General features: G+C 60.4%; 18 protein-coding genes. 13 read left to right on the top strand and 5 right to left on the bottom strand.

The genetic code is table 11. From position 1 onward, the window contains the following. Positions 1-162: 162 nt before the first annotated feature. The 13 genes from tssK (at position 163) to GJ700_RS21890 (ending at position 15,300) form a co-directional block, all read left to right on the top strand. Positions 163-1,503, top strand: coding sequence for a type VI secretion system baseplate subunit TssK (tssK, locus tag GJ700_RS21830; protein ID WP_154377851.1), 1,341 nt, complete (start codon positions 163-165; stop codon positions 1,501-1,503). Between the two features lie 27 nt (positions 1,504-1,530). Then, positions 1,531-2,331, top strand: coding sequence for a type IVB secretion system protein IcmH/DotU (gene icmH, locus GJ700_RS21835; RefSeq protein ID WP_154377853.1), 801 nt, complete (start codon positions 1,531-1,533; stop codon positions 2,329-2,331). 625 nt (positions 2,332-2,956) lie between these two features. After that, a complete protein-coding gene (locus GJ700_RS21840; protein ID WP_154377855.1) occupies positions 2,957-3,178 on the top strand; it encodes a hypothetical protein in 222 nt (73 codons plus the stop codon). A gap of 127 nt (positions 3,179-3,305) precedes the next feature. Further along, complete coding sequence (locus tag GJ700_RS21845; RefSeq protein ID WP_371868064.1) at positions 3,306-4,007, top strand: ABC transporter ATP-binding protein; 702 nt, start codon at positions 3,306-3,308, stop codon at positions 4,005-4,007. Between the two features lie 3 nt (positions 4,008-4,010). Beyond that, positions 4,011-5,390, top strand: a complete 1,380-nt coding sequence (locus tag GJ700_RS21850; protein ID WP_154377857.1) for a hypothetical protein — start codon at positions 4,011-4,013, stop codon at positions 5,388-5,390. Next, positions 5,387-6,634 (top strand): HlyD family secretion protein, encoded by a 1,248-nt coding sequence (locus tag GJ700_RS21855; protein ID WP_154377859.1) that lies wholly within the window; start codon positions 5,387-5,389, stop codon positions 6,632-6,634. Before GJ700_RS21850 ends, GJ700_RS21855 begins: the two co-directional genes overlap by 4 nt. Positions 6,635-6,656: 22 nt before the next feature. Continuing rightward, positions 6,657-8,816: a peptidase domain-containing ABC transporter gene (locus GJ700_RS21860; protein WP_154377861.1), complete on the top strand. Its 2,160-nt coding sequence runs from the start codon at positions 6,657-6,659 to the stop codon at positions 8,814-8,816. Between the two features lie 118 nt (positions 8,817-8,934). Then, positions 8,935-10,629, top strand: a complete 1,695-nt coding sequence (locus GJ700_RS21865; protein ID WP_154377863.1) for a hypothetical protein — start codon at positions 8,935-8,937, stop codon at positions 10,627-10,629. Next, positions 10,626-11,081: a hypothetical protein gene (locus GJ700_RS21870; protein WP_154377865.1), complete on the top strand. Its 456-nt coding sequence runs from the start codon at positions 10,626-10,628 to the stop codon at positions 11,079-11,081. The genes GJ700_RS21865 and GJ700_RS21870 overlap by 4 nt, the downstream gene beginning before the upstream one ends. Before the next feature lie 7 nt (positions 11,082-11,088). Then, the gene (locus GJ700_RS21875) at positions 11,089-12,207 is read left to right on the top strand and encodes an ABC transporter ATP-binding protein (protein WP_229507162.1); all 1,119 of its coding nucleotides are present in this window, start codon (positions 11,089-11,091) and stop codon (positions 12,205-12,207) included. After that, on the top strand, positions 12,204-13,088 hold the full coding sequence (locus tag GJ700_RS21880; protein ID WP_154377866.1) for a carbohydrate ABC transporter permease: 885 nt from the start codon (positions 12,204-12,206) through the stop codon (positions 13,086-13,088). The genes GJ700_RS21875 and GJ700_RS21880 overlap by 4 nt, the downstream gene beginning before the upstream one ends. Then, positions 13,085-13,918 carry a carbohydrate ABC transporter permease gene (locus tag GJ700_RS21885; protein WP_154377868.1) on the top strand — a complete coding sequence of 278 codons (834 nt, stop codon included), beginning with the start codon at positions 13,085-13,087 and terminating at the stop codon, positions 13,916-13,918. The genes GJ700_RS21880 and GJ700_RS21885 overlap by 4 nt, the downstream gene beginning before the upstream one ends. Further along, the gene (locus GJ700_RS21890) at positions 13,918-15,300 is read left to right on the top strand and encodes an extracellular solute-binding protein (RefSeq protein WP_229507163.1); all 1,383 of its coding nucleotides are present in this window, start codon (positions 13,918-13,920) and stop codon (positions 15,298-15,300) included. Before GJ700_RS21885 ends, GJ700_RS21890 begins: the two co-directional genes overlap by 1 nt. 50 nt (positions 15,301-15,350) lie before the next feature. Here the strand turns inward: GJ700_RS21890 and GJ700_RS21895 are convergent, their stop codons facing one another. From GJ700_RS21895 to GJ700_RS21915, 5 genes are all read right to left on the bottom strand, one after another. After that, positions 15,351-17,714 carry a glycoside hydrolase family 127 protein gene (locus GJ700_RS21895; RefSeq protein ID WP_154377870.1) on the bottom strand — a complete coding sequence of 788 codons (2,364 nt, stop codon included), beginning with the start codon at positions 17,712-17,714 and terminating at the stop codon, positions 15,351-15,353. Positions 17,715-17,719: 5 nt separating this feature from the next. Next, positions 17,720-18,727 (bottom strand): arabinan endo-1,5-alpha-L-arabinosidase, encoded by a 1,008-nt coding sequence (locus GJ700_RS21900; protein ID WP_154377872.1) that lies wholly within the window; start codon positions 18,725-18,727, stop codon positions 17,720-17,722. A 103-nt stretch (positions 18,728-18,830) separates the two neighbouring features. Further along, positions 18,831-20,396 (bottom strand): glycoside hydrolase family 43 protein, encoded by a 1,566-nt coding sequence (locus tag GJ700_RS21905; protein ID WP_371868065.1) that lies wholly within the window; start codon positions 20,394-20,396, stop codon positions 18,831-18,833. A gap of 3 nt (positions 20,397-20,399) precedes the next feature. Further along, on the bottom strand, positions 20,400-21,935 hold the full coding sequence (locus tag GJ700_RS21910) for an alpha-N-arabinofuranosidase (protein ID WP_371868066.1): 1,536 nt from the start codon (positions 21,933-21,935) through the stop codon (positions 20,400-20,402). Between the two features lie 32 nt (positions 21,936-21,967). Then, positions 21,968-23,911: a glycoside hydrolase family 97 protein gene (locus tag GJ700_RS21915; protein ID WP_229507164.1), complete on the bottom strand. Its 1,944-nt coding sequence runs from the start codon at positions 23,909-23,911 to the stop codon at positions 21,968-21,970. Positions 23,912-24,013 lie beyond the last annotated feature (102 nt).

Genomic DNA, 24,013 nt, shown 5'->3' on the forward strand with positions numbered 1-24,013 from the left:
AACGCAACGTTATCAGAAATTTATTTTTTACTGCGTTCAATTGAAATCCGTCAGGCAACTTTCTTGATGCAACGCATAGCGCACGATAGGCATCCATGGCTGCGACAAATTTCCCGGGGAAATGTTAGTGTTCGCCCGTTCGAAAATTTCTATTTTGATAAGATGGCCAGCAAAATCCTGTGGGGAGAGGGCTTGTTCCTCCGTCCCCAGCACTTCCAGCAGCAAGACCGGTACCACGAGCACCGCCTGCACGAGAGCGTGAAAGCGCTGCACCCGTATGCGTGGGGCGTGGTCCGCCTCGACATCGACCAGGAAGCCCTGGCCAACCATGCGCTGCGCGTGCTGGACCTGTCGCTGCGCTTCCCCGACGGCGAATTGCTGGACGCGCCCGGCCAGGATGCGCTGCCGGACGCGGTGGACTTGAGCCAGCTGCCGCAGGGCCAGCAAACCGTCACGTATTACGCCGCCCTGCCCGCGCTCAAGCCGTTTGGCGCGAATTTCGCGATGCCGGGCCAGCCGGGCAACGGCGTGCGCTATACGCAAGCCGACGACGATACGCCCGACCTGTACACGCAGGCGGCGCCGGCCCGCCTCAGCTACCTGAAAAAAACCGTGCGGCTGGTGGCCGAACACGAACCGCGCGATTCGACCACGCACTTCCCGTTGCTGCGGCTGCGCCGCGCGGCCGGCGGCGGCTTCGAAATGGATCCCGCGTTCATGGCGCCCAGCCTGACGGTGCGCAGCGCGCCGCAACTGTTCCTGCAATTGCGCCGCCTGGTCGATGCGCTGCAAGCCAAGGCCGCCGCGCTGCAAGGGCACCACCGCGAACCGAGCCGCCACGTGATTGAATTCCGTTCCGGCGACATGTCGTCGTTCTGGCTGCTGCACACGGCCAATACCGCGCTGGCCGCCCTGACGCATTACTTCCACCACCCGGCGCTGCACCCGGAACGGCTGTATGAACAATTGCTGTCGCTGGCCGGCGGCCTGATGACGTTTTCCACCAGCTGGACGCTGGCGGATTTGCCGCCTTACCAGCACAACGACCCCGGCCCCGCGTTTGCGAAGCTGCACCAGATCATCCGCGAATTGCTGGACACCGTGATTTCGTCGAAATATTTCGCCATCGCGCTGCGCGAAGTGAAGCCGTCGTACCACCACGGCATGCTCGACTCGGGAAAAATCGACGACAAGACCGTGTTTTACCTGGCCGTTTCCGCCGACATGCCGGCCGTGGAACTGGTGGACGTGGTGCCGCTGCGGTTGAAGGTCGGGGCGCCGGACGACGTGGAGAAATTCGTGTTGTCGGCCATGCCGGGCGTGCGGCTGCAGCATGCGCCGCAAGTGCCGGCGGCCATCCCCGTGCGGCCGGACGCCAGCTATTTCCTGGTCGACGGCAAGGGGCAAATGTATGAACGCATGCTGCAGGCGCAATCGGCGTGTATTTACGCGCCGTCCGGCCTGCGCGGCCTGAAGCTGGAATTGCTGGCCATTGCGGCCTGACCATCCACCTTAGACTGAGACTGACCAATGAATGACATGGCTACTCCCGCCCTGGCGCCATCGCTGGCGCCCGCACCCGCCCCGTCGCTGATGGCCGGCCCGGCGCCGGCGCCCGGTGCGAACCGCCCGCAATCGCTGCAGGATTTGATGTATGACGGCTTTTATGCGCTGTTCATGCTGAAAAACGGCAGCAGTCCGCAGGATGACGCGGCCTTTGCCGCCCGCATGACGCAATTCCTCGATGAATTCGGCCGCAACGCCCGCAAACAGGGCGCGTCCAGCGACGACATCGACGCGGCGAAATATGCGTTTTGCGCCACCGTCGATGAAATCATCCTGCGTTCGCCATTCGCCATCCGCGAAGCGTGGGAAGTGCGGCCGCTACAGCTGCAACTGTTCGGCGACCAGCTGGCCGGCGAAAACTTCTTCGTGCGGCTGGAAGCGCTGCGCACGCGGGGCGCTGCGCACCTGCAGGCGCTGGAAGTGTTCCATATGTGCCTGCTGCTGGGATTCCAGGGCCGCTACCTGCTGGAGGGATCGGAAAAACTGGCGTACCTGACGGGCCGCCTGGGCGAAGACATCGCCCACATGAAGGGCCGCCGCGGCGGCTTTGCGCCGCACGCGGAACGGCCCGACCAGATCGCGCACAAGCTGCGCAGCGACTTGCCGCCGTGGGTGCTGGCGTCCGTGTTTGCGCTGGTATGCGTGCTGGGTTACATCGGCCTGCGCACGTCGCTGGGACGCCATACGGAACAGCGATTGCAGGCGTACCACGACGTGGTCAAGATGGCGCCGCGCACGGCAACGCTGACCATTACGCTGCCTTGATACCCGGCCTGCCCGCCGGGTTGGGCACATTGGCGATGACAGTCAACCCGCCCCCGTGACCGCGCCGGCCACCATGGTCGCCGTGCCATAGAAAACCACATCCTCGCTCCCCCCGGCAGCAAACGGCGTCAGCCACCATGCCTGCTGCCCTCCCCCCAATACCCACGCCCGCCAGGAAAAAGGCGGCGAGCAAGGCGTCCATTGCAGGACGGACCTTGTGCCGGCGATCACCCACTGTAAGAACGGGCGCCAGATGTGGTTTGCACTCCTCGACCGGTTCCTGCGACGACTTATTTATGTTTGAGCTTTGCGATAACCAAAACGATATCAAATATGAAAAAAAATTCATCAATAAAAAGTATAACCGTGCAGAAAATCCGATTAAAATTTGGCAACATATTCAATATCACTTAATAAATATTTTTTGTTCCGGCTGCTCGCTACAACTATTAAATTAGGCAATACTTGGTGGCGTGCTTTTACTGAAGTCGACAGTTACTGTTAATTGGGCTAAAGAGGCTCCTTTAAGCGCTGTCCACGAGCCTTGAGAGATGCGAAGCCATTTACGCGCAATTTGGCTGAACTGAATCCGGAAACCCGGCACGCTTTGCGCCGGAGTTGACAGATGCGGAACGGATTTTCCGCCAATAAAATCCATAACTTAAACAAGAGGAAACATATGGAAGTGTTGAGCCCATCCGAAGTTGAACAGGTAAGTGGTGCCATGAGTGACTTTACGACCGGTGGTATCGCTGTTATCAGCATCGGCTTTGCTGGCGGTCCTGCAACTGCGGCCTTCGGCCTGCTCGTAGGTGGCGCAATGCTGGTGGTTGGCTACTACCAGTAATAGATTTGACCGCGCTTTAGCGCTTTCCCCTCGCTCCAAACAAGCGAGGGGCATTGTTAACCGTTCGAAACGAATTCACTTGTCAACATTGATCGATCCCTCAACTGATGCCGTCAGGATTAGAAATGTGACGAAGATCTTCGCCGGAATCCCGGTCGTTGAAGATCTTTCACTGGATATTCCACAAGGCTGTCTTTACGTTCTACTCGGCCCGAATGGTGCCGGGAAAACCACCACGTTACGCATGCTGGTCGGATTAACGCACCCCGATACTGGAACAATCAATATTCTCGGCCAGGATGTTGCCGATGGCTACGCGCGCACGAATGCCCATATTGCTTATTTACCCGACGAACCATTGCTCTACGATCTTTTAAAGCCGGTGGAATATATGGACTTCGTTGCTGGCCTCTGGTCTATCGAGCCCACGGTGGCAAAAAGACGGTCTGAAGAACTATTGCAACAATTTAACTTGTGGGAGCATCGGGGTAAATTGGTCAAGTCGTTCTCACGTGGGATGCGACAAAAGCTCTCGTTCGCAGGCGCCATGCTGCATGATCCGAAAATTCTGATTCTGGATGAGCCGCTGACTGGACTGGATGCAATTGCTGCAAAGCAAATGAAAGATATCCTCCAGGATCTGGTAAAGCAAGGCATCACAATTATATTGACAACCCATATTCTCGACGTTGCCGAACGAATAGCAGATCGAATTGGCATCATTAGCCGTGGCAAACTGGTTGAAGAAGGCTCATTCGCGGAGCTTAAGCAGAAATTGGGAAATTTCGATAATCTTGAAAACCTGTTCATTCGCGTCGTAGGCGCATAGATCATGCGCAATCTTAGGAAAGTAGCTTGGCTGTTACGCCTTGAAATGCGTTTGGCGATCCGCAGCGCCGCTCAATACGCGGGCGACACGGGGTTGAAGTTGATGGCGGCAGGTGCCGGACTTCTCTACTTGGTCTTGAATGGTCTTTTTTCCCTGCTTCTCCCGCCCGAGGCGTTGCGCCTGGCCGCGAATCCCGACATCCTCGTGATCTCGGCGGTACTGCTAGCTGTTATGTTTTCCGTACTGTCTGCCAACCAGATTTTTCAATTAGTGGCGATGCGGCGCGACACGTTGCTGATCTTTCTTTCCCCGTTTCCCGCCAGCGTCGTGCTCTTCGCGAGAATATTGACTGCAGCATGCAAAACCGCATTGCTCCCTTTATTTATTATTACGCCGATCCTGAATCAATTCATTTTCCGGGGGCAGTACGAATTATGGGGTTTCATTCCAGCCACAGTTGCGCTTTCGATCCTGGTGTCGTGCATGTGGACCGCAGTTTTTTCTCTCAGTGTGCGGACAATCGGAGTGAACAGCAGCAAAATAGTAGCCAGTTTCGCCGGCTTGTTTGCCGCCCTCGCCTTTGGAATGGTTACCGCGACCCGTCACACCCTACACATCGGGATACCAGCCATCAGCAGTAGCGCTTTGCCCTCCGGAATCGTTTGGCTATCAAGCTCCATAATGGGAAACCCGCTGCCCCTTTTGGTCTTGGTCTTGGCCGCATGTATTGCGCTTGCCACAATTTCAGTTACTCAGCACAAGATGTTGTTACACGTCGTATTTAGCCAGGAGTTAACGAAAAAATCGTCCGTTGTCGATTCCCGGTTTTCCTCCAGCTTCCTCTGGGCGATTCTTAAAAAAGAGTGGCGGCTGGTGCTACGCGACTCCGATTTCTGGTTGCATTTCGTCCGAATTACTTTCGTTATTCTAATCGCGGCCGGGTTCCTGTATAAAACCGGATATGGTATGCCCGTCGTTGCGGCTGCGATCGTCGTTGCCTGCTGCATCATGGCGAATGACATTAGCTGGTTAATGGTTGCGACAGAAAAGGCGTCCGAATTGATTGCATCGTCACCACGATCGTTTTCGGAAGTCTTGCGGGCAAAAGTCATTGCTGCAGGCATATTACCTGTGGCGGCGCTATTGACGATTTGCTTGGGTTATGGCCTCAACAATCTCAAGCTGTCCCTCGTCTCTTGCGTGGTCGGGGTTCCAGCAGTTTCCACCACCGTTGCGTTGAATACCGTTATGGCGTTTCGAAAGAAGTCTCTTCGAATAGCTACAGGTACGGCGCAGCCAGGGCCTATCGTTGTTGCCCAAGCCTTTTCCATATTATGTTTTGGCCTTGCGGCATTACTTCTTTCGCGATTGCTTTATCCATGAGCCGTAAACAACTTTACCGTCAGGATGCATTGGATGCCCGCCAAATCAGCTGGATCGGCGACATCGTACTGGCGCGCCCGGTCTCTTTCAGCACGCTGACCGCCATGGCCGTGGGCGCGGCCGTCGCATTGGTCCTGTTCCTGTGCTTCGGTACCTATACCAAGCGCAGCACAGTTATCGGTCAGCTTGTGCCCGATAATGGGCTGATCAAGGTATACGCGGCCCAACCCGGCATCATCGAGCGCAAGGCGGTCGAAGAAGGCCAGCAGATACGCCAGGGAGATGTGCTGTATGTAATTTCCAGCGAGCGCTACGGCAGCGGCGGCAGCGATGTTCAGGCCAGCGTCAGTGCCCAGGTGCACGCAAGGCTTGAGTCGCTCCAAGCCGAGGAGGCCAAGACCCGTACCCTGCACGGCGAAGAGCGCGCAGCGCTCAATGCGCGCATCGAAGGCCTGGAGTGGGAAGCCGACAAGGTACGTACCCAAATCGATGGCCAGAAGAGCCGCGTCAAGCTGTCCGAGGCAAACTATACCCGCTACCAGAGCCTGTCGCAGCAGGGATTCATCTCAAGCGAACAGCTGCAGCAACGTAATGAAGACCTGCTCGACCAGCGGGCCCGCTTGCAGGTCCTCGAGCGCGACCAGTTGGCGCTGGCGCGCGAACTGAAATCCCAGCGCGCCGAGGCGAGCAGCCTGGCCCTGCGCCAGCAGAATCAACTGGCCCAGCTGGCGCGTGCCCTGGCAGGCGTCGATCAGGAATTCACCGAAAGCGAGGCGAAGCGGCGGCTGGTGATCACTGCCCCCCAGGCAGGCGCCGCCACCGCACTGGTCGCCGAACCAGGGCAAACGGTCGACCCCAGCAAGGTACTGGCCAACATCGTACCCGCTGGAGCCACCCTGCAGGCCCACCTGTATGCGCCAAGCAGTGCAATTGGCTTCATCCATCCTGGCCAGCAGGTGATGCTGCGATATCAAGCCTTCCCGTACCAGAAATTCGGCCATGCCCGCGGAAAGGTCCTGTCGGTATCGAAAGCCGCCCTGTCGAGCTCAGAGCTGTTGGGCGAGGCCGGCGGCGAAGCGATGTACCGCATTACCGTGGCGCTCGCTTCCCAGAGCGTCAGGGCCTATGGCCGCGAACAACCGCTGCAGCCAGGCATGCGCCTGCAAGCAGATATCCTGCAAGAGACACGCAACCTGTACGAATGGGTGCTCGAACCCCTGTATAGCCTCACCGGCAAGCTCTGATCCAGCATTGATCCTATTCCCCATGGTTTTTCTCGACAAACTGGCCTTCGGCCTCGGCCGCAAGTTGCCGCTCATCCTGCAAACCGAAGCCACCGAATGCGGCCTCGCCTGCCTGGGCATGGTAGCCGGCTTCCACGGCCACCACGCCAACCTGGCCAGCCTGCGCCAGCGTTTTTCCGTCTCGCTCAAGGGCGCCACTTTGGCCGACCTGATGCGCATCGCCGGCCAGATGGACCTGGCCACGCGCCCGCTCAAGGTCGAACTGGAACACTTGGCTGAGTTGAAACTGCCATGTATCCTGCACTGGAATTTCAACCATTTTGTCGTGCTGCACGAGACCAGCCCCACTGGCGCCATAGTGCACGACCCGGCCTTCGGCGTACGCAGGCTGAGCATGGCTGAACTCTCCAAGGGCTTCACGGGTATTGCCCTGGAGCTGTGGCCCAATCCTGCCTTCCAGCCCCAGGTGCACAAACAGGACATCAAGCTGCGCAGCCTGATGGGCCGCATTACCGGCCTGGGCCGCTCGCTCACCCAGATCCTGCTGCTGGCGCTGGCGCTGGAGGTGTTTTCCCTGGTCAGTCCTTTCTTCATGCAGTGGGTGATCGACAACGTTATCGTGGCGGCCGACCGCGACCTGCTCAGTACGCTCGCGATCGGTTTCGGCCTGCTGATGCTGCTGCAACAGGCGGCCGCAGCAATTCGCTCCTGGGTCATTATTTATTTGGGCACCACCCTCAACATCCAGTGGCGCGCCAATGTGTTTTCCCATCTGGTTCGCTTGCCGGTCAACTACTTTGCCAAGCGCCATCTGGGCGACGTGGTGTCGCGTTTTGGCTCCATAGACCAGATCCAGCACACCCTCACCACTTCGTTTTTGGAGGCGCTGCTCGACGGCCTTATGACCGCGGTCACGTTAACCATGATGTTTATTTACAGTCCCGCCCTGGGCTGGATCGCGGTCATCACGATGGCCCTATACGCCTTGACGCGCTGGGTCTGGTACACGCCGCTGCGCAGCGCCACTGAAGGGCAGATCGTGCATGCGGCCAAGCAGCAGTCGCACTTCCTGGAAACGGTGCGGGGAATCAAGCCGATCAAGCTGTTCCTGCGCGAAAACGAACGCCGTGCTTCCTGGCTGACATTGGTAGTGGACCAGGTCAATGCCGAATTACGCACGCAGCGCTTGATGCTGCTGGCAAAAACCATCAACGGCCTGCTGTTCGGCGGGCAAAATATCCTGATCATCTGGCTCGGCACCAGCCTTGTCCTCGACGGCAATTTCAGCGTGGGCGTATTGATGGCATTTATGGCATACAAGCAACAGTTTGATATGCGGGTCGGCTCACTGATCGACAAATTTTTCGAAATCAAGATGTTGCAGTTACAGGGGGAGCGCCTGGCCGATATCGTGCTGGCTGAACCAGAGCGGTTGCACGGCGGCCTGGCGCTGCCTGACGATGGCCAGCCCGCCATGGCGCTGCAGGTCAGCGGCCTGCAATACCGCTACAGCGAACACGAGCCGTTGGTACTCAACGACCTCAGCTTTACCATCGGGCCCGGCGAGTCGGTCGCGATCGTGGGGCCATCAGGCTGCGGCAAGTCGACCCTGATGAATGTACTGCTCGGCATTTTGCCGCCCACCGCAGGCGAAGTGCTGATTGGCGGGGTGAGCGCACGCCAGGCGGGCCTCGAGCGTACCCGCCAGTTGATCGGCACGGTGTTGCAGGACGATGTGCTGTTTGCCGGTTCGATCAGCGACAACATCAGTTTTTTTGACCCCGATGCCGACCCTGCCTGGGTGGCCGAGTGCGCCCGCATGGCAGCCATTGATGCCGAAATCGGGGCCATGCCGATGGCCTATAACACTTTGGTGGGCGATATGGGCACGGTGCTTTCCGGAGGGCAGAAGCAGCGTGTGCTGCTGGCACGCGCACTCTACAAGCGCCCCAGGATACTGATCCTTGACGAAGCCACCAGTCATCTGGACATGGCCAAGGAACACGAGGTCAACCAGGCGGTCAGCGCGCTCAACATGACCCGTGTGATCATTGCCCATCGTCCGGAAACGATAGCCAGCGCACAGCGGGTAATCGTCCTGTACGGCGGCAAGATCGTCCAGGACTCGGCGCTCCCGCCCCCGGCTGCGCCAGGATCTGTGCAAGTCGACAAGGCCGCCTAGCCCCTCGCCTCATTCAACTTCACCCGTGACACCTATGGACTATACAAATAATGCGCGCCTGACCAGCCTGTTCCACCCTTTTTCCGCCAGCCGACTGGCCAGCGGCAAGACGCTGTGGGTGGCGCCCGACTTCGAAAGCGAAGGCAGCGGCGCCGGCATGGACGAGGCCGGTCGCCACGCGCTATTCGGCAACATGTTTTCTTACATGATTCCAGGCGGCATGTGCTTCGACGAACTGCAGTTCGACAGCAGTGACACCGTTACAATGCAGGCTGAACGCTATGGCGGCGTCGGCATCGGCTACAACGGTGGGGGCGTACGCTGCGGTAACGTAGGCAAATACCAGATCAAGGGCATCGGCCAAAACCCGCTGGTCGGTGACACCGGCAACCTGGCGCATAGCTATGGTGGGCTGTCCGCCGTCGACGCGCTCTTCGAAACCATCTACGCGAATGTCCTGCAAAAGATCCTGCCGGTCGGCGTAGCGCGCGTCCACGGCGTGATCCTGACTGGCCCACGTGCGGCCTTCAATATCGGCCGCGCCGAAGAACGCAGCTGGGGCGCACTGATGGTGCGCGACACCGTCCTGCGTCCGGCCCACTTTCTGCGCGCCAGCACCTACGCCCCGCCCGGCGCCATGGCCCGCACGATGTATTCGGATGTCGGCCGGGTGCGGATGGTCAACCGCGGCCTGCTGCAGACATGTGGCAGCGTCAACGCCGTGATCCAGTTCCTGGGCAACTTCATGATGCGCTGCGCCAACCAGCTCGCCTTTGCCCGCGTGGCGCGCATCATGCATGCCTCTATCAGCCCGTCCAATATGTGCTTCGACGGACGCTGGGTCGACCTGACGCTGACCCAGTTCCTGCCATCAGACCAGAACACCGCCGGTTTCTTCCCGAATATCCCTTCGTTTTTTGAGGAGAATACCGCTCCCCTGCTCTTCCTGCGCGAAAACATTGACACCTTCAACAAGTACAACGGCACCAACCTGCAGTTCGCGGCGCTAGCAAATTATTACTTCAAGCAGTTGAACGCCTGCTTCCGGTTCCACATGGGTTATCTGTTCGCCCTGCCGGTGTCTCAACTGGCGCCGGATCTGCAGGAAAACCAGCTGGAATACGTCAAGGACGATGTGTCGGCGATCCTGTCGACAGGCAAGACCGTACGTAACGCATGGCCGCTCGTGCTCGATATGGACGATCCGGTGCTCGGTTTCATCGAACGCAGCTTCATGGCTGTGGCCGAACCCGCTGCGGCCGGCGCCCACATGGCGCACGAAGGCGCAGCCCGTGTGCGCGACGGCGCCGCCTTCGGCACTGCGCTGGCGACGCTGTTCGATGCCGCGTACGCGGCCGACACCAGTGGCGGCAGCCGGCGAAGCTTTGTGCTGGCAGCCTTCCTGACCGCGTTCAAGCGCGCGGCGCTGCCGGAGTATTTCTACCACGGCCGGCTGGAATACCACACAATCAGGCCAGCCATCGCCAGCGGCGATCCGGCCCACATGGCGGCTGTGATCAGCGACTCGATCGCCATCGGCGACTGGGCCTTTGAAGCGGCTGATACGGTCGTTACGCTGTACCGTTCGCCTCAAAGCACCCTGGCATTCGAGCGCGCCAGCGGATACTTTATCCACCACAGCTTGGTCCAGGGCGGCAGCCGCCGCTTTGCCAGCGCCCGCGAATTGCTGTGCTTCGTGCAGGACAGCCAACGCAGCGTCTTTGTGCAGCATGAATTCGACTTCACCGTGTACTTGCAACGCATGTTGCGCACGGCAGTGGCCATCGAACAAATCAATGGAGATCTGGAATGAGCCAGGCAAACGACAACCTGCACGCAATCCTGGCAGTACGCTGCGAACTGCAACTCGATACCCCACATGCCACCTTGCAGGCGCTGCGCAATTGCGCGCAGTCCGGCACTTTCGATGTGCTGCATAACGAGCTGGGAAGGGCCAATGGTTACGTGGCCTGGGCTGACATTAACAAGGAGAGCTGGCGGGCGCTGTGCGAACGTGGACGGCTGCCCAGCTATGCGTTCGAATGGAACGAAGGCCGCCTGCTGTTGCTGTTGGACATTGCGCTGGCACGGGCACAGCGGCACGCGTTGCGGACCAGCCTCGAGCGGTTGTTTGCGACGCGCAGGGCCGTCGTTTTCCTGCGCCGCGGTTGCGTACACATATATGCACGCAGCCAAGGACGCATGCGTTTGGTGGCGCGGCGGCGGTTCGATGCCGCCGCGCCAGCGGAGCCTGGCCCAAACTGAGCACCTGATGACCGGAACTATGATGTCTGCATTAAAACTGGAACAGGTGAGCAAGCGCTACGGCGCCACACAAGTCATCGACGAGCTTTCGCTCGAAATTCACCGCGGGGAATTCATTGTGCTCCTGGGCGCGTCCGGTTGCGGCAAGACCAGTCTGCTTCGCATGGTGGCCGGGCTGGAGGAAGTTTCCGGGGGGCGGGTGTTCATTGACGGGAAAGATGTCACATTGACCCATCCCGGCCAGCGCAACGTGGCCATGGTCTTCCAGCATTACGCGCTGTATCCGCATATGACTGTACGCGACAACCTGGCGTTCGGCTTGCGTAACGTACGCTTGAAGGGGGACGAGATCGACCGGCGCATCGCGGAATCGGCCCGCATGCTGGAACTGACTGAGCTGCTGAACCGCAAGCCCGGTCAGCTATCCGGCGGGCAGCGCCAGCGGGTCGCAATCGCGCGCGCGGCGGTCAAGGCGCCAGCCATTTTTTTGTTCGACGAGCCGCTGTCCAACCTCGATGCGGCACTGCGCAGCCGGACCAGGGTCGAGCTGGCCCGGTTGCATCGGCGGCTTGGCGCGACAATGCTGTTCGTTACCCACGACCAGCTTGATGCAATGACGCTGGCGACCCGGATTGTCGTCATGAATGGCGGTTCCATCGAGCAGGTCGCAACGCCGGTCGAGGTGTATCGTCGGCCGGCGACCCGCTTCGTTGCGGGCTTTATCGGCACCCCGGCAATGAATTTCATTCCTGTAGCACGCTGTGGCGTAGCGGCAGGTTTTACAGTGGTTCGCTTGCCGGATGGCAGCCTCCTCACGACTTGCGTGCCCGATCAGGGCCTGTCCGCACATGCAGGGGGCGATGGTGAACTGAGCTTGGGGATCCGGCCAGAAAATTTGTACCCGGCAGCCTCCGGTCCCCTAAGCGGCCAGGTCGAGGCCGTGGAATTCCTGGGCGAACGCTCGCTCGCGGTCCTGACGCTTGCCGATGGCAGCACTGTCACGGTCACGCTGAACGGCACCCGGCCAGCGCCCGGCGAGACAATCACGGTTGCGATCGACTTACGTGAAGCGCACTTGTTCGATGCCGGCGGCCGTGCCCACCATGCCCGGGTTGAAATACAATGAGCGGATTCGCGTTACACCGTTCGCATCCCGCGAATGGCTTGTTTGTTCTGCCGTTCGTGGTGACTTACGCTGTGCTGGTACTGTGGCCCCTGTTGAAAGGAGTGGCGATCAGCCTGCAGGACTACGACTTGCTGTCGAATGACAGTTTCTATGTCGGCATGCAAAACTTCGTGGAGCTCGGCAGCGACGACGGATTCCGGCGGGTTGTCTGGAATACGCTGACGTTTGTGGCCATCAGTACACCGGTCTTTGTCGTGGTGTCGCTGGCGCTGGCGCTGGCGCTCAATCGGCCCGGGAAGCTTTGCGCCATATTGCGGGGCACCTTTTTTTCCGCGTCGGTGTTCTCGGTGACGATCGTGACGCTCGTGTGGAACCTGGCGCTGATGCCCGAACGGGGTCTGATCGCGCAATTACTGGCTTTTCTCGGCCTGCCCGAGGTAACGCCGCTCGCCAGCGACTGGCTGGCGCTGCCAATGCTCGCCGTGGTGACGGTATGGTGGATCATAGGTCTGCCGATGATCGTATTCCTGGCCGCGCTGCAGCAAATCCCGGCCGATATCTACGAAGCGGCCGCGCTGGACAATACAAGCCGCTGGCGCACGCTGACGCGGATCACCTTGCCCATGATGAGTCGTACGATTGCGCTTGTGGCGGTCATTGAAATCATCCGGCAAGCCCAGGTGTTTCCGCAAATGTGGCTGATGACCGGCGGCGGGCCAAACAACTCAACCCGCTCCATCGTCCAATTCGTTTATGAGCAAGCCTACATGGATCTGTCGCTGGGTTATGCATCGGCCGCGTCCCATGTGCTGTTTGCAGCGATGCTGCTTGGGGTGTCGCTGCAGTTATGGCTGGAACGTGAACGGAAGGCGCCGCAATGAACGCAATTGTGCGCGGTGGCTGGCGCGACCGCATCTTGATGGCGGCGTTGACCCTGGTCGCTCTGGCGTGGATGTCGCCCTTGCTATGGGTACTCGGCTTGTCGTTCAAGCCCAACATGTTCCTGCAAACCCGCACCGATTTGATTTTCTCTCCGCCATTTACCATCGCAAATTATTTCGATATCGCCCGCGTGTCGCACGTGTTCCGCTGGCTGGCCAACAGCGCAATCGTCGCGCTGTGCCAAACGCTTGGCGTGCTGGTCCTGTCATCGCTGGCGGGGTACGGTTTCGCGCGCACGGCATTTCCTGGACGAAAGATACTGTTCGTCATCGTGATGTTCGGCCTGGCTGTGCCGGGCCAGTTGACATTTATTCCCCTGCACCGCCTGTTCGCCGACTGGAACCTGCAAAATACATACGCCGGTCTGGTGTTACCGGGCGTCGCTGCACCGTTCGGCGTGTACCTTATGGCCCGGTATTTCAGGGCTATCCCGGTTGAGCTGGAAGAAGCGGCTATGCTGGACAACGCCTCGCGTCTCAAAACATTCCTGTTGGTGATCTTGCCGCAGACCCTGCCTGCCCAGGCAACACTCGGTATATTTACCTTCCTGAGTTGCTGGAATGACTATCTATGGCCGCTCGTGATCGGCACCAAACCGGAAATGTACACGCTCACCCGTGGACTAGCGAGTACGCAGACAAACTTTGCCCAGTCCGAAGGACTGGGGTTCCTGATGGCGCAGGCGATGTTCGCTGCGCTGCCGGCGCTGACGATCTACGTATTTTTTCAAAAGTATCTGGTCGCCGTGGCGGTCGGGAAGGGGCGTTAATGATGCGACGGATGAATTGGCCGGCTGCGGCAGCCTTCCAGGTGAATTCCGCCCGTCTGATGGCGCTGGGTCTCCTGGTATTGCTGTCGGGCTGCGAGGCGCGCAATAACGTCGGCCCGGCCAAAACCGAAATTACGCTGATGCGTTTTTTTGGCAGTTGCGATGGCCAGTATGCCCATGTAAACGAAGTTGCCAAAGGCCAGGGCGAGTGCGGCATCATCACAACCCTGGTCAACGAATTCAACGCCACCAACAGCGATGGCATTGTAGTGCGGACCGAAGTAGTCGAGTGGGGGCCATACTACGATCAACTAATCGCGCGCATCGTGGCAAAAGATGTTCCAACTGTGGCAGTGATGCATGAGTCCGCACTTGGCGATTATGTACGCCGCAATCTCGTGCTGCCATTGGACAAAGACTTCGCGGCCGCCGGCATCGCTACCAGTGATTTCACGGCGCATGCGCGCCGTGGCGTGACGATTGCCGGGGGCACCTATGCACTGCCCTTTGATTCCTGGTCATGGCTATGGCACGTCAATACTTCCCTGATGAAGCAAGCCGGTCTGCTGGATCCGGCGGGGCGCCCACTTGTGCCGGGTTCGCCACAGGAACTCCTGGCTCATGCGCGGCAATTCCGCCGTGCCACAGGTAAGCCATATTTTGCATGGGCAACTGCGAATGAGCCTGCCTCAAATACCCGGACTTTTCTCACCCTGGTGGCCCAGCAGAACGCCCTCGTGTTTGGAGAGAACGGAAAGTCGATCAATATGCACCAGCCAGCCGTCGACAATGCGTTGACTCTGATGCAGCAGTTGTATGCCGAGGGACATGTCAAACCGAACCTGAATTACGCTGGCGCCAACCAGGCATTTTTGCGGGGGGACGCAGGTGTCATTGTGGTGGGGACCTGGGCGATCGACCAGTTCCTGAACGAATCGGGCCTGGCCAGTTCGCCTTTGTACGGCAGCTATACCATTTTTCCATTCCCCCAGCTTTACCAGCGCAAGGCCGTATTCGCCGATGGACATTCCTGGGTGATGCTCAAGGCCGGTTCGCCCGATGAAAAAACACATCAAGCTGGCGTGAAATTACTCAAGTTCATCTGGGATCACAGCAGTCAATGGGCGCGGTCCGGCAATCTGCCGGCACGTCAGTCGGTGGTCACCAGCGAGAACTTCCGCAAGTTGCCGTTTCGCGATAGCTTGGCCGAGATCACTCACACCGGCATCGCCATTCCCAGCAATGTTCCCACGCAACGCCTCGTCGAATTCGAAATCGGGGCGGGCGTGGGTAATTTGCTGGTGTCCGGCAGGCCGCTCGGTGAAGTGCAGGACGCGGTTGAGACGCGCGTCAATCGCCTATTGAAAAAGGCGCGCCGCTAGACCTGCGGCGACGGTTGCAATGCAGAGCGGCCTGTCCGCCGCCAGCGGAGTCAATCCTTCAGCAACCGCAACCCATACAATCCGCCTGCAATCGACCCCGGCTGCGCCACGAACTTCACGCTGATGTTAGTCCCCAGGCCGACCGGCAAGGTAAAGTCGCGGGTATAAACCGCATCGCCCTGCCCGCCCGCCAGCTCCACGGTTTGCAGCAGTTGGCCATTGACGACAATGTCGAACTTGCGCCCCGCGTCGCCCGGTGAGAATGCCAGCCGCAATACCCGGGCCCGCTGTTCACGGTCATTCAATTCATAGCTGAACCAGCCCGTCGCATGGCGCCAGTGGCGACCCTTGTTGACACCGGCGTCCGCGCCCTCTCCCTTGAAGAAGTGGTCCGATTCCGGCTGCTGTTCGCCCGGCGCCACCTGGTCGATGGTGCGGGCGTCCAGCGCCAGGCGCTCCGCTTCCGCTTTGGCTGTCGCTTCCCGCATCAAGGCCAGGTTGGCGGGCGTCGTGTGCTGCCAGTACAGCATGTAGCGCGAATCGTGCAGGCGGAAGAACGGGATGAAGCGCATCGACGCTGCATCCTTGCCCTGCACCAGGCCCGGCGCCGTGAAGGTCAGCGGCTCGCCTTTCACCGGCTTGAATTTGCTCATGAATGCTTTGCTGTCGCTGACGAACAGCGGCGACGCTTCCTGCGGGCAGACTTGCCCCTGCGCGATATGCCCCATGCGGCTGTCATCGGCCAGGAAATTGAGCTTTTCATTGGCGAACGGCTGCGTTTTCGCGGCCAGCACGATGGGGCCGTGCAGCACCGCGTAGTAATTCGAGCGGTCCGGCATTTGTTCCAGGCGCGTCGTCATCGGCATGTGGATCTGCACCTTGTCGCCGGCCACCCAGTTGCGCTTCAGCGCCACCTGGCCGCCCGGCTGCGCCGTCACCTTGACGGGTTTGCCGTTCACGCGCACCGCCAGCGCGCCCTTCGCCACCCAGCCCGGATAACGCAATTTCAGCGTGAACGCGCCGCCCCGCTCCACCGTGATGGTGGAACGGTCTTCATCCGGGAAACGGGTTTCCTGGCGCAGGCGCACGCCCTTTTCCTTCCACTCCAGCGTCGATGGAATGTACAGGTTGACCAGCAGCGCCGCATCGCCCTGGTCATCGTCGTGCGCATAAATGAATTCGCCATACTTGGCGTGGCTCTCGATGCCGGAACCCACGCAGCACCACATGCCCTTGTCGACTTGCGAATACACGCGGTAATGGTTGGGCCGCATCGGCGTGAAGTACACGAAGCCGCCCGTGCCGGGACGCTGCGACGACAGGATGTGGTTGTACAAAGCGCGCTCGTAATAATCCGCATATTTACCCTGCTGAGTACCCTGCAGGTCGTCTTCGTACAGCAACTCCGTCAACTTCAGCATGTTGTACGTGTTGCAGGTTTCCGGGCCTTCCACTTCGTCGACCATCGGCTTGAAATCCTTGTCGTCGTGGAAGTGTTCCTTGACGCTGTTGCCGCCGATGGCCACCGTGCGGTGGTCCACCACGGTTTGCCAAAAGAATTTCGCCGCTTCCTTGTACTGCGCGTCGCCCGCCAGGGTGCCGATGCGGTGGAAACCGATGACTTTCGGAATTTGCGTATTCGCGTGCAAGCCCGTCAGCGCGTCGCGCTTCTGTTCCAGCGGCAGCAAGATCGCCTGGTGCGAAAAGCGCTTGGCCAGGTCCAGGTATTTCGGGTCGCCCGTCATTTGCGACACTTGCGCCAGCACTTCATTCATGCCGCCATGTTCGCTGCGCAGCATGGCTTCCATCTGTTGCGGCGACAAATGCTGCGCCAGCGCCAGCGCCCAATCCGCCATCTTGACGAGCATGGCGCGCGCATCGGCATTGTCGGCCAGGCGCCACGCGTCATACAGGCCCGCATAGGTTTTATGCAGGTTGTACCACGGCACCCATTTGCCATTGACAGAGAAATTATCGGCTTGCAGCTTGCCCTGCGCGATCTGTTCCAGCGCCGCCTTGCCACCGGGGATGCCGCCCAGGTAGCCGTCGTGCTGCCGGTCCTGCGCCACCTTCAGTTGCGCCACAAAGTAATTCAGCCGGCGCAACACTTCCGCATCGCCCGTGGAGGCGTACATCAGCGCCAGCGCGGACAGGTAATGGCCGCCCACGTGGCCATCGAGGCCGGAAGATTCCCAGTTGCCGTAACTGTCCTTGACCGGCGTGACACCCGCTTCGCGCAGGTATGGCGCCAGCAGCCTGTCGGCGTCCATCGCCAGCAGGTATTGCAAGTCGGTTTGCTGGGCTTCCAGGAAGGGGCCGGGCAGCAGGCGGACGTCGCTCAGCGGGAACAGGGAAGCGGCTTGCGCGGACATTGCCGACAGCGCGAGCGCGATGGCCAGGTTTTTTAATTTCATGATGGTCAACGTACCAGGTTGCTTCTGTAACGGTTCAATTCCGACTGTTCCACCACCGGCCAGCCCTCCTTGTCCCACTTCATTTCCAGCACTTTGAGTTTTTGCAGGTAACGGTCGGCGGTTTCATACGCGTGCAGCACCATGTAATCCTTGCCGTCGAACGTATAGGCGCTGTTGTGGCCGACGCCCTTCCAGTCCTTGTCGCCGCCAATGACCAGCGAGCCGCCGCCCTGCGCCATGTCCTTGCCATCCTTGTCGACATAAGGCCCCGTCACGTCGCGCGAACGGCCCACCACCACGTGGTACGTGCTTTTCTCCTTCTGGCAGCACAGGCCCCACGACGCGAACAGGTAGTAATACCCGTTCTTCCTGAAGATGAATGGCGCTTCGATTTCCGCCGGGCCGCCGGAATCGTCGGCAGTGAAGGCGGGACGGGCGCGCGCCGCGATGGTCTTCCATACCTGCGGTTCCGCCAGCTTCGTGTGGCTGGCGTCCAGCTTGACCAGTTTCAGCCCCGTCCAGAACGAACCAAAACTCATCCATGCCGTGCCCTTGTCGTCCATGACGATGTTCGGGTCGATGGCATTCCACAGGTCGCGGCCCGGGATCGATTGCAGCATCATCCCCTGGTCTTCCCATTTGTAGTCGCGCGATTTCGGGTCCAGCGTCTTATTGACCGTCACGCCGATGCCGGACGTCAGCTTGCCAAAGCCGGACACGGAGTAATACAGGTAGTATTTGCCGTTGTAGTGATGGATGTCGGGCGCCCAGATATGGCCGTCGAACGATGGCGCCACCGACTTGGCCCACTTGGGCTGGCCCTCGAAGACGCGGCCGGCCGGGGTCCAGTCGACCATGTTGGTGGAGCTGTAGAACGTGATGCCGGGGCCGGTGCTGAAGACGTAGTACTTGTTGCCTTCCTTGGCCATGACGGGGTCGTGGACGTCGACCTGGGTGGCGTGGGCGGTGGCGCTGAGGGCCAGGGCGGTTGCCAGTAATGTGAAGTGCTTCATCGTGGGTCCTTGGTTCTTCGGTGATGCCGATGGCCGGGGCGGCGGCTTCCGCTTTGCGGAAACCGCCCTACGAGCTTGAGGCCTCGTGCCCAGGCACGTTGCATCAGTTCCCGGTGCGGGCGCCCCACAGCGACACGCCGTCGGCCGACTGCGCCGTGAACGTCACGACAAAGGCGCTGGCATTGGTATTCCACTGCCTCGACAATACGCCGCTGAACGCGCCGCCCGTATCCAGCGTGATGGTAACGTTATTGTTGCCTTTGTGGGACCACTTGCCGGTCACCGCGCCCGTTACCGTGCCATCGGCATTGAGCTTGATATTTTGCGACGTTTTGATGGCCGCGGAAATATCCTTGCCGTGGTTGATGATTTTGTAGCTGCCTGCCGCATCGCTGGCCGTCACTGTTGCCGCTTGCAGCGGCAGCGACTTCGACAGCGGCGCGTAGCGGAATGGCGACGCCACCGGCCAGCCGTCTTCATTGATGAACAGCTCGTGCACGCGCACTTCGTGGGCTTCACCCAGGCCCGGGAAGCGGGTATGGAACACCAGGAACGTCTGCTTCGTGTTCTTGTCGTAATAGGCCGAATTATGGCCCGGCGACACGTAACCCAGCGGCGTCCCCGTCTCGCCCGCGGCCAGTTCGAAGCGGTGGTTGCCCATCAGCTTCTGGCCATATGGCGCAATCGATGCGTCGTCGAACAGCGGCAAGGCCGGATTGGCCTTCACCGTGTCCATGTCGACGCCCTTGGCATCCACGTAGGGGCCGTCCGCACTGCGCGAACGGGATACGCGGATGTTGTAGGCGCCGTTGGCATCGAGCCCGCCCCACGACGTGAACATGTAGTAGTAGTCCGTCTGCGGGTGGTACAGCACGTAGGCGCCTTCGATGCGCGCATGGTTGCCGCCCAACAGGTGCTTGCCGTAGCCCTGCCCCGGCTTTTGCTTGCCGGTGGCTTCATCCATTTCCAGGATGAAGATGCCGCCCGAATACGAACCGTAGATCATCCACAGCTTGCCCGCCTTGTCCTTGAACACTTGCGGGTCCACCACGTTCGGTTGCTTGGTCGCATCGTAGACGGTCTTGCCGTCTTCGCTGATTTCACCCCACATGCCGGACTTCAGCAAGATGCCCTTGTTGACGTACGGGCCTTCGATCTTGTCGGCCACCGCCACGCCCAGCGCGGAGCGGGGCGAATCGCCCTTGCAGGCGTTGTAGTACATGTAGAACTTGCCGTCGGCCAGTTGCACCACGTCGGGCGCCCACAGGGTCGTGGTCTGCGCCCACGCGAAGGTTTCCGCCAGCTCTTTCGTCACGTCGTTGAACAGCGGATTGGCGGCCGTGGCGCCGTCGGCGATCCTGGTCCAGTTCATCCAGTCCGTGGTTTTCGCCGCCGCCAGGTGCGAGCCGAACACGTAGAACGTGCCATTCGCATTGATGACGGACGGGTCGTGCACGGACACGTTCGCAAACGTCAGCGCCGCCTGCGAAGGCGTGGCCGGCGTCACCGGATCGGTCGGCGTCGTTGGTGTGGTAGGTGTCGTCGGCGTGGTCGGAACAACCGGCGCCGATACGACCGGCGCCGAAGCGCCGCCCCCACCGCCGCCACACCCAACCAGCGTCAGGACACCGGCCAGCGCCAGCGCCTCGAATAATGCAGTCTTCTTCACGACTTACTCCACGTTCACCACGACAACCGACTTGGCCGGCAATTTCACGGACAGCTTGCCACCCTTGGCTTGCGCCGTGAACGGCACAGGCTTCACCGCTTCCGGCTGGGCAAAGGTATTGTGCGCATCCATCGCGTCAGCGGTCAGCACGCTGCCCTGCACGGCGCCGGCCTTGCCGCCGGCGACGTTGACCGTGACTTCCGTTTCCTTGTTCGGATTGGTGTTCACCAGCGCCAGATAGACCTTGCCATCCTTGCCACGGGCGGCCGACGCGCTCACTTGCGGCACGGCGGTATTGCCCAGCTTGTAGCTGGCGTTATCCTTGATGGCCACCGGCAGCGTCGTCGCGTCCTGGAACGGCACGTACATGTGGTAGGCGTGGTAAGTCGGCGTCTTCAGCATCTTGTCCTTGTCGGTCAGGATCATCGCCTGCAGCACGTTGACCATTTGCGCGATGTTGGTCATGCGCACGCGTTCCGCATAGTTGTGGAAGATGTTGAAGTTCAGCGCCGCGACCACCGCATCGCGCAAGCTGTTTTGCTGGTACAGGAAGCCTGAATTGGTGCCTTTTTCCACGTCATACCAGGTGCCCCATTCATCGACCATGAAACCGATCTTCTTCTGCGGATCGTTCTGGTCCAGCACCTTGACGTTATTGGCGATCATCTTGTCGATGGCCAGCGTGTTCTTCACGGTGGAGATCCACTCGCCTTCGCCAAAGCCGGTGGCGGCGCCCTTCACTTCCCACTTGCCGGTCGGGATCGTGTAGTAGTGGAAGCTGATGCCGTCGATATTGCCCTTCACTTCCTTGGACAAGGTCGACGTCCACGTCAGGTCGTGGTCGTTGCCGCCGCTGGCGATGAATTTCGGGCGGTTGTCATGCGGCGCTTTCAGGAACGTGGTGGCGGTCTTGTACAGGTTGGTGTAATGCGCCGGCGTCATGTTGCCGCCACAGCCCCAGGCTTCGTTGCCGACCGCGAAATACGCGACCTTGAACGGCTTGTCGCGGCCATTCTTGCGGCGCAGTTCGGCCAGGCCGGACTTCGTGTTGGACGTCATGTATTCCAGCCATTCCGCCATTTCCTGGTTGGAGCCGGTGCCCAGGTTGCCGTTGACGTATGCGTCCGCGCCCAGCAATTCGACCAGGTCGAAGAATTCATGGGTGCCGACCGAGTTCGGTTCCTCCACGCCGCCCCACATGGTGTTGACCTTCACCGGACGGTCCTTGCGCGGGCCGATGCCTTCGCGCCAGTGGTATTCGTCGGCAAAGCAGCCGCCCGGCCAGCGTACCAGCGGCACGTGCAATTCCTTCAGTGCGTCCACCACGTCGTTACGCCAGCCCTTGGTGTTCGGGATCGGCGAATCCGGCCCCACCCACATGCCTTCGTAGATGCCCGTGCCCAGGTGTTCGGCGAACTGGCCATAAACGTTCTTGTTGATGACGGCGCCCGGCTTGGCGGCGTCGATGGTGACGACGGTTTCAGCCCAGGCGGCGCAGGCCAGCAGGCTTGCCGCCACGGCGAAAATGGTTTTGTTCATGAAATGCATGTCGATCTCCCAGTTAAATCTAATTATTTGAATACCGCGACGAAACCGCCGTGGGGTTGCAGCGTGACTTGAATCGGTTTGCCCGCCTGGATGGCTTGCTGCGTAAAGCTGCGCGGACCGTCGCCATCGGTCATCAGCGAACCTTCGCGGGCGCCGATGAACGACAGATCCAGCGTGACGGTTTTCGCGCCGTCTTCCGCGTTGATGCCCGCCACGTACCAGCTGTCGCCCGCCTTGCGGGCGATCACGGCATACTGGCCGGGGAAACCATCGATAAACTTGCTGTCATCCCAGCTGCGCGGCAACTCCTGCATGAACGCTTTCACGTAAGGCGGCACGGTGGCCATGCCTTCCGGGATTTCCGCGAAATGCTGGATGCCGGACAGGAACAGCACGGACTCCGCCAGTTCAAAGCCGTTGCGCGTGGCGCGCTTGATGTTCGGGATGTCGCCGAAGACCACGGGCGTGAAGTCCATCGGGTCGAACAGGTTGCGGGCAAATGGCAGCATGGCCGCGTGCTTCACCACCGCGTCCTGGTTGGCTTGCTCGAACGTGGCGAACTCGAAGCCCCGGATGGATTCCATCGTCATCAGGTTCGGATACGTGCGCGCCCAGCCGCGCGGCAGGGTCGCGCCATGGAAATTCACCAGCAAGCCGTACTCCGCCGCATCCTTGAGGATGTCGATGTAGTACGCGATCATCGACTTGCCGTCGCCGGCGAAGAAGTCGACCTTCACGCCCTTGACGCCCATGTCGCGCAACTTAGCGAATTCCGCGCGGCGCGCATCGCGCTCCAGCAGCTTGCCTTTCGGCGAGTATTCCGTCTTGTTCCACGGGCCGGACGAGTTGTACCAGACCAGCACGCCGACCTTTTTCGATGCGCCGTACTGCGCCAGTTCCCGCACCTTGTCGTAGCCGATCTTGCGGTCCCAGTCGGCATCGATCAGCGTGTAATCCCAACGCATGTCGGCCGCGTAATCGATGAATTTCTTTTGCACGTCGTAGACCGTGGCGTCATCCTTGAGGATCGCCCAGCTCCACGAAGCGTGGCCCGGCTGCCCCATCGGCGCGCCAACGGCAGGCGCGGCCAGGTCCGTGCCCAGGGTGGAATCGGCCACCTGCGCCAGCGAACCGATCGCCATCACGCGCCATGGCGACGTCAGCGTGCCCGTGGTTTGCGCCAGCAGCGCGCCATCGGTAAACACTTCCGGCTTGGCCGGGCCGCCGATGCGGTATACGCCGTTCGGCGATTGCGCCTGCAGGCGCGACGCGTGGAAGGTGCCGTCCATGCCGGCTTCCGTCAGCGCCACCCACGTGTCTCCCGTCTTGAACAGGGCCGGGAATGCCCATCCGGCCAGCGGCGAAGGCGTGCCGACGGGAACGCCCATCTTGTACAGCTCTTCGTAGGACGGATTGGTGTTGGCCCATCCGGTTTGCGCCACGGACATCGGTTGCAGCCAGCCTTGCGCGGATTTGGCGAAGGCGAAGCTGGTGGCTTCGTCGATGAATTTCTTGTTCGGCAGCGACGGCTCCGCCACCGTGTAGCGGAACGCCACGCCGCCGTCCGACACGCGGAACGTTACGGCGATGCGCTGCTTGCGGGCGTTTTCCAGCGTATACGTCTGTTCGCTGGCCGTGTATTGGATGTGGCGGCGCTTGCCGACCGCCATGTCATAACTGTCGGCGACGCGGACCGCGTCCGACGTTGCCGCAAGTTTCAGCCCGCGCGAAAAATCCGCGCCTTGCAGGCGCAGGCCCAGCGCGGACGGCAGGATGACCGGCTTGCCGTCGCGCGCGACGGTATAGGTGGGCATGCCGCCCGGGCCGACCTTGACGTCGACGGCGAGGTGGCCATCGGGACTGGCCAGCGGCGCGGCGCAGGCATGGGAGGCAACCAATGCAGCCATGGCCAGGACGGACAGCGGCAATGCGGGACGTGCAATGTGGTGGTGGATCATGTTCGTCATCGAAGGTTGGCATGTGAACGGACGCCGCACCGGCGACGATTCGGCGGTGCGTACGCTGCTACTTCTGCTGATAACGCGGGCGGGCAGGCCGTCAGCCTGCCA

The organism is Pseudoduganella rivuli (genome assembly GCF_009674485.1).
GTDB classification, from domain to species: domain Bacteria; phylum Pseudomonadota; class Gammaproteobacteria; order Burkholderiales; family Burkholderiaceae_D; genus Rugamonas; species Rugamonas rivuli_B.